Annotated in this window: 1 pseudogene; it reads right to left on the reverse strand. The window is 38.7% G+C overall.

Features of this window, described 5'->3' with window-relative positions:
* Positions 1–16 precede the first annotated feature (16 nt).
* Positions 17–204: pseudogene (locus tag UYI_RS0131600) on the reverse strand (IS4 family transposase); the annotation flags it as partial.

The following is a 204-nucleotide window of genomic DNA, read 5'->3' on the forward strand; positions in this document are numbered from 1 at the left end:
ACTTTTCGGTTAAGAATTAAGCAGTATTGATAATAGAAAAGCTGAGTGGCTGATGTTGAGTACCAATGCCACGATGAATAGGTTTGTTAGAGGGAAATTTGGAACGAGTTTTTTTGACTAAGCGAGGATTACTTGTGTGTTGCCGAGGCGGAATTTTCTCATCCAAAATCTCCAAAATCAACCATGACCAAAAAAAGGGAGTTG

Source organism: Fischerella muscicola PCC 7414 (assembly GCF_000317205.1).
Taxonomy (GTDB): domain Bacteria; phylum Cyanobacteriota; class Cyanobacteriia; order Cyanobacteriales; family Nostocaceae; genus Fischerella; species Fischerella muscicola.